The sequence below is a fragment of the Candidatus Culexmicrobium sp. genome (assembly GCF_058356305.1).
On sequence record NZ_JBTVBB010000032.1, the window covers coordinates 1 to 6201 of the forward strand.

Annotated in this window: 7 protein-coding genes; 1 reads left to right on the forward strand and 6 read right to left on the reverse strand. The window is 32.7% G+C overall.

The window, feature by feature from the left end; all coding sequences use genetic code 11:
* From ACW8TM_RS09715 to ACW8TM_RS09735, 5 genes are all read right to left on the reverse strand, one after another.
* A partial coding sequence (locus tag ACW8TM_RS09715; protein WP_491533092.1) for a lactate racemase domain-containing protein occupies positions 1-196 on the reverse strand: 196 nt, incomplete at its 3' end.
* 50 nt (positions 197-246) lie between these two features.
* A complete protein-coding gene (locus ACW8TM_RS09720; RefSeq protein ID WP_491533093.1) occupies positions 247-366 on the reverse strand; it encodes a nucleotidyl transferase AbiEii/AbiGii toxin family protein in 120 nt (39 codons plus the stop codon).
* Positions 359-871, reverse strand: coding sequence for a spore photoproduct lyase family protein (locus tag ACW8TM_RS09725; protein ID WP_491533094.1), 513 nt, complete (start codon positions 869-871; stop codon positions 359-361). The genes ACW8TM_RS09720 and ACW8TM_RS09725 overlap by 8 nt, the downstream gene beginning before the upstream one ends.
* Positions 849-986 (reverse strand): hypothetical protein, encoded by a 138-nt coding sequence (locus ACW8TM_RS09730; RefSeq protein ID WP_491533095.1) that lies wholly within the window; start codon positions 984-986, stop codon positions 849-851. Before ACW8TM_RS09730 ends, ACW8TM_RS09725 begins: the two co-directional genes overlap by 23 nt.
* A gap of 54 nt (positions 987-1040) precedes the next feature.
* On the reverse strand, positions 1041-1196 hold the full coding sequence (locus ACW8TM_RS09735; RefSeq protein ID WP_491533096.1) for a hypothetical protein: 156 nt from the start codon (positions 1194-1196) through the stop codon (positions 1041-1043).
* Positions 1197-1473: 277 nt separating this feature from the next.
* Here ACW8TM_RS09735 and ACW8TM_RS09740 point away from each other — a divergent pair, with 277 nt between their 5' ends.
* On the forward strand, positions 1474-3138 hold the full coding sequence (locus tag ACW8TM_RS09740; protein ID WP_491533097.1) for a DUF2357 domain-containing protein: 1665 nt from the start codon (positions 1474-1476) through the stop codon (positions 3136-3138).
* On the opposite strand, the gene ACW8TM_RS09745 is transcribed toward ACW8TM_RS09740, so the two are convergent.
* Positions 3139-5643: an McrB family protein gene (locus ACW8TM_RS09745; protein WP_491533098.1), complete on the reverse strand. Its 2505-nt coding sequence runs from the start codon at positions 5641-5643 to the stop codon at positions 3139-3141.
* Positions 5644-6201 lie beyond the last annotated feature (558 nt).

Sequence of the window (6201 nt, forward strand, 5' to 3'; positions counted from 1 at the left end):
TCATACCCCTCCTAACCATACTCGACAATCTTCCACAGCCTATCGGATTATTTAAAGCCCTTCTAACCATATAATCCTCATCTACAACTGAAATCCTCCTAGGCTTCAAAACAGAAACTACATTACTAGATGGAACATCAACTTCTAACATCCCTCTCCCATACTTCATACAAATACTCTTCACTTCCAAAACCAATCCAACCCCCACAATTAAATAAACCCAATAACAACTTAAATATCACAAAACTAATAAACTCCCCCACGTACACTCCAAGCTGTTTGATCTTCCCAAGTGAAATCTAGGTCAACACTAAACCTATAATAACTGAAGTAGCACTTTACTAAGCAACTTCCTCCTTTAAACAAACATTTCCTCCAAGCCTTGAAATATGAATTTCCTTTCGAAGTTCAAAGGGGAGTTTAAGTCCCCATCCAGTTCTATGTTTTCCGTCAAAAAACTTTGTCCAAGACATATCGACTCCCGCCTTCCTAGCATAATAAAGAGTTTTCTTCCACCCCTAGGCGTGCCAAGAATTATTCTTCTAGGCTTAAGCTTATCAAAGATCTTGTAAATCAACAGTTCATAATGAACCTTCCAATCCTCAATTGGAAAAATTGGGTCAATTCTAATCCAAACAGGATAACCAGCCTCATAAACCATATGGGCAGCCTCAATCCTATCCTCAGGAGAAGGTGCGCCTCTCTCCCATAGTCTAGCAACCTTAAGTGTATTCAAACTCCAACCACAAATAACTTGCCTCCTAAACCTCTTAACCAAAAACTCAACATTAGAAGGACCACACTTACTCAAAAGTAAAATCTTATGCTTATCCTGCTCCTCAAACTTATCAACAAAAATATACTTTATCAAACATCTTCAAATTACGAAACGTTCTAACCCTCTCAGCTACAACTCTAGGCCAGTAAACTGCAATTAATGGAGAATCAGCCACAACATCATCAATTGTTTCGCCAACAAGAGACAATCCACAACCAGCAAACAAATCAATATAAACAACCCGTTTAACCCACCACTGCCCTCAAATAATTTTAAGATACATGGGCATATAACCGGCCAATAAAAGCAACTTCTTTAAACCCCAAACTCTTTCACGCCCATACTTCTTGTCATAACCGATCATTCTCTCAAAATCTCTTCCAACTACACTTCTAACATCATAAGCTATCTTCTTCATAATTCCAATATTATCAATCAATTAATCAAATTGCTCCTGTCTGGAAATTTCAGACACCAAAATATAATAAATTACAAAAATATTTAAAAACTATTTAATTTACAAAATTAAAACCTCGAGAACACCAACTTAAAGTATGTATTGTCTTGGTTATTCAATACTTTTGAAACATTAGGCATAGAAGCTTGCTTTAAATTTAAAACACTGTTAGTTGGTTACTTATAAGAAATAGTTGTACAACTACTTTATTTAGGTGTGATTATTGAGTTGATGAACCTTGGAATGGCGTTATGAAAAAGATCATTTAACATTTGAACTTGATGACATGAAAATATTCTTATATGGAAAAATAAAATACAGAGAAAATTTTGTTAACACTTATTCGCTAAATCCCTTCATTTTATGGGAGTGGGAAGAATATAGAGTTGAGATTAAAAGTAAAACATATAGTCAACAGTATGATGATGAGAATGTAAAGATATTCTTCGGAAACCAAAAAGCTAATTATAATAAAGATTATAATCACTGGTATTTCATGTTTAAGAATTATATTGGAAAAAGTGAAATTAAAATTTACATTAATGAGCATTATATACCCCCACTAAAAATTGAAGTTATTTCTCCAAAACTTTCCTTAAATGAGGAAGATGAATTATTCTATCCTACTTTTTATCGTAAATTAGTTGACCATTTGATTACATATCAGCTATCTCTAATCTTTGAAGTCATTTCCCCAACATATATACATGTCGAAGATATCCCTCTACCTCCCAATCAACTAATCTATTTTCATCAACTCATGAACAATGCCGATAAAATAATAGAAGGTATACAGGCAATACTAATGAATCCTCATAAAGAGCTAGTAACCACTCAAGCATATGTTGATTTTAATGAAGTTGTAGAAGTTACTCCAGAGGCATGTATATCCATCTTTACAGATCCATCTCTTCTAATGAAGGCGAAACTTAATAAACCCTCAATAAACCGCAAACTAAGAGGTCTAATCCCACGAAAAATACTACAAACAATGAATATTGAAACATACGATAATCCTGAAAATCGATTTATCAAGTATTTCATAAAACAAATATTGTTCTCTATGAAACAAATAGAAGAGACAGGTAAAATTCTGGAAAAGAAGAGAGAAGTTGATCCAAAAATAGATAGTAAATGGATAAATCTTAAAAATACATTGATTTTCGCCTTACTAAATGAATGTTTTCAAGAAGTTGATGATTCACGTGCTCCAATTCCACTGACATCTCAAGTTTTATTGAAAAAGGAAGGATATAAAGAAATGTTCCAAGTATACAATCAACTGCTCTTATCCAAGGCACCAATATTCACATATATAAAGGAAAAAATTGATAAGCGAAATATTGCAGAACTATATGAATTTTGGTGTTTCTTTGAGCTTACTAAACAGTTAAGTAATTTCTTTAGGGTTGAACCTAAAATTATTATTGAAACCACCTTGGAAGGCGGCCTTGCTTTCAACAAAACTAAATCTATCATTGGTGATTATCAGTTAATATATAATAAGTTATTTTACAGTGGAGAGAAAGGAAGCTACTCCATACCTCTCAGACCAGACTTTTCCTTAATGAAAAATGGAAGAATCTTAGTCTTATTTGACGCTAAATTTAGATTTGACGAAAAAGTTCAAGATAATATCGAACATTCTTCTTTAAATGCTGTGGAGAAAAATGCTTTTGATGATGTTGAAATAATGAGGATAGCAACTATTAGCGATATACTTAAAATGCATGCTTATAGAGACGCATTAAAGGCAAAAGCCTCAATAATACTTTACCCTGGAAATAAAAGCCTCTTCTTCTTAAGAGAGAATGGAAGTAGAATAGCAGATTTTGAAAAAATCTTTGAGATGATTTGTAGTTTTGAAGAGGGAATCGGATATCTAGCATTCATCCCCAAATAACTATAGGAAACTTGTAAATCCAACAGTGTATAACTGATAAAGCATTCTCACAACCTTTTTTGCCGTCCTTGGATATTTAATACTAGTATTCTTACTAATTTTTGATAGGAATTCCTCTGGACCTAATCTAATATTCTCCAGAAACTCCCTTTTTAATGATCCTCCTTCCCTAAATTCATTAGATAATTGTCGCCATTGTTTTGGTTTCAACGCCCAGCAAAGTACTCTTAGAAGAGGCGCCTCCACCCTACCCCTATTACCATGAATCTTAGGTAAAACTTTCATTAAAACTGCACAGTCAATTATTTGACTATCATTCTCAAATCTAATTATTCCCTTATCCAATGATTCCTTAGCATTATAGTAGAATAGAGCAATTTCATCTACTACTCTATAGCCAAAATGAAAATCATATTCTTTTAAGAGGTTATTTAAGATTTTTATATCTTCAAAATATTCACCCAGAGATTTAATAGCTCTACCTATTTCCTCCTTAGAATAATATAAGAATCTACCGTTTCTAGATAAGTCTTCTAGAATTTTATTCTTCAAATATCGTATCGACTCATCATTAATTTTAATTTCAATTTTAGGTGGATAATCTTCTAAGTTGACATCCCAAAACTCTATTACAAATGACCTATCTAGAACCTTTGGACTAAAATTATATGTTGTCTCATCTAAGTTGACGGTTCCTATAAAATAGAGATTGGGAGGCAAATTAATTCTTGAAGGAATATTTTCTCCACTTTCCGTTTTACATTCGCTTAATTCATGAAGCAAAATAGACTCCTGAGTGAAACCCTCCTCATTCCTACCCGACTCCAACACGCTCAAGAAATCAGCAAAATAATATTCAACTCTAGCTAAATTCATTTCATCAAGAAGAACGAAGAAAGGTTCGCGTTTATCTGATTGATAATTTGAGCATGCACGTAAAATTAAACCAAGAAGAGGTGTAGAAACATAGTTTTCACTAATTGGATTAAAATACCCTATTAAAGGTTTACTATCACGCCAATCAGGCCTTACAGGCAAAAACAATTTTTGATAAACTCTTTTATCTCCATCAAGAATTAGATCAAAAAACATTTGAGGCATCTTAGTTTTTCCAGTACCAGTCAGTCCAGCCAATATCACGAAACCCTTGGTCTTTAAAGCAACATAAAAAGCTGAAACATACTCCTCCACAAAACAATAACCCCTTGCTCTAAAGTAATCATAAATAGTGATATTCACAATAGTACCTGGGTATTTACTTAGATAGTAAGCAACTTCAAGCATGTTACTTATTCCCAAAGCATTTGCCACTTCTCTCGTTTTCTTCATAAATTCTAAGTATTGATTAAGATCGCTTTCATCTCCCCAAAATCTTTTAATACCAAGTAGCTCTCTCAAGTTTTTCCCTAAAACTTTCTCTAGAACTGGCATAAACATGTCTTTTTTCACTATAGATGCAAATGTACTCATTGATGTAACCTTCATTCCCTTAAACATGTCAATAGGTTCCTTCATTTTACTTGCAATTTCATCATAATCTTCAGCCTTAGCTATCTCCTTTAATTTTTCCCTAAATTTTTCATCTTTTAACAATTCATCGGCAAATCTATCATCAACACCAAAGATAAATTCAAGAATTCTCCTCAACTCTTTATGAGTACTTCTAATCAGCTCAAAAATCCTGTGTTTATCCACTTCAGCTTCTTGTAGCAGCTCTCTTCTAAGTTCTTCAATAGGTCTCTTTGATTTCTCCCAAATTTTTTCCCATTCTTTTAAATAATGCTCTCTCATATATCTTAGAATTTTCTTTAACTCTGTGTTTTTTCTAAAATACTTATTGTACTTATTGTATATTTTTTCCAGCTTTTTAAGGCATTCATCCTTACTACACCATCTTTCATCTTTAGAGCTGAGCTTCTTAATCTCTGATATTAATTTTCTTAGAATTTTTTCTGCCAGATCTTCATTAATGTATTTAAATTGTGCTTGTTTCCAAGCTTTAACATTTAATTCTTTCTGTAAATCAACTTCGATGGGCCTTGCCAAAACAGTTGAATATTCTTTAAGTGCCCTGATATGCAATACATTTGTCTTTAACTCTTCTGCGGTTTTCTTTTCAATCATTTTTCTAAATTTCTCGTCTATAGTGTCCCACAATGTTCTTTTCAGTTTGAAACCCTCTTTATTAATACTACAGTCACCATAAATACCTACCAAGTACCATTTTCCTTCTAAACTTCTAGAAACAAAGAATACTAATCCTCCTTTTTTAAATTTCCCAGGTGAAGATTTAGGAAGAGGGGGACCATAACCAAAATAATATTTATCACTAAATTCTTCATAAAAATTCCACCATTCATGACCGACTCCATATTCTTCAACATACTTATAACCCAACTTATTGGCCCTACCTCTTAAATAGTAGTCTCTATAGACTTTATTGTCAAAACCACGATAACCATTAGAAGACCACAAAATCTTCCAAACAATAAATCTCTCTGACAAGATTTACCCCCATATTTCTCTAAATATAATTTAATAATTGTAAATATTTTAATAAAATCCTCTAATTTTACACTTATTCAAACTAACATAAACGCTATCATCACAATTGTTGAAGTTTCACAAAGTATGTGTTTTTATCCCTATGCGATCCAAACCAATAATTTCTCAAATCATTCATCCTGAAAGTGATAAAATTATAGATCAAATGTGAGGATGATCGACATCAGGTAAAATACTTTCAATCACAAGAAAAATACTTGAAGACCATCAAACTCCACAAAACCAAACCTATGTAGATAAAAATACCATAAAAGGCATACAAAAATGAGTTACCCCCTATACATTCTATCCACTATCATTCCTACATATATGCTAGTTACCATTTGGCGAAACAAGCAATAATAACATTTCACTTGTAGGTTATCACCAGATATTTACATCCACCTCTCAAAGCCCCCCTCTTAAGACATGCTTTACCTGCCTTCCTCTTACAATATTAAATCAATCTATAAACTGCACTCTTATACTCTTACAAAGAATTTCGGCCACATCGTCAAC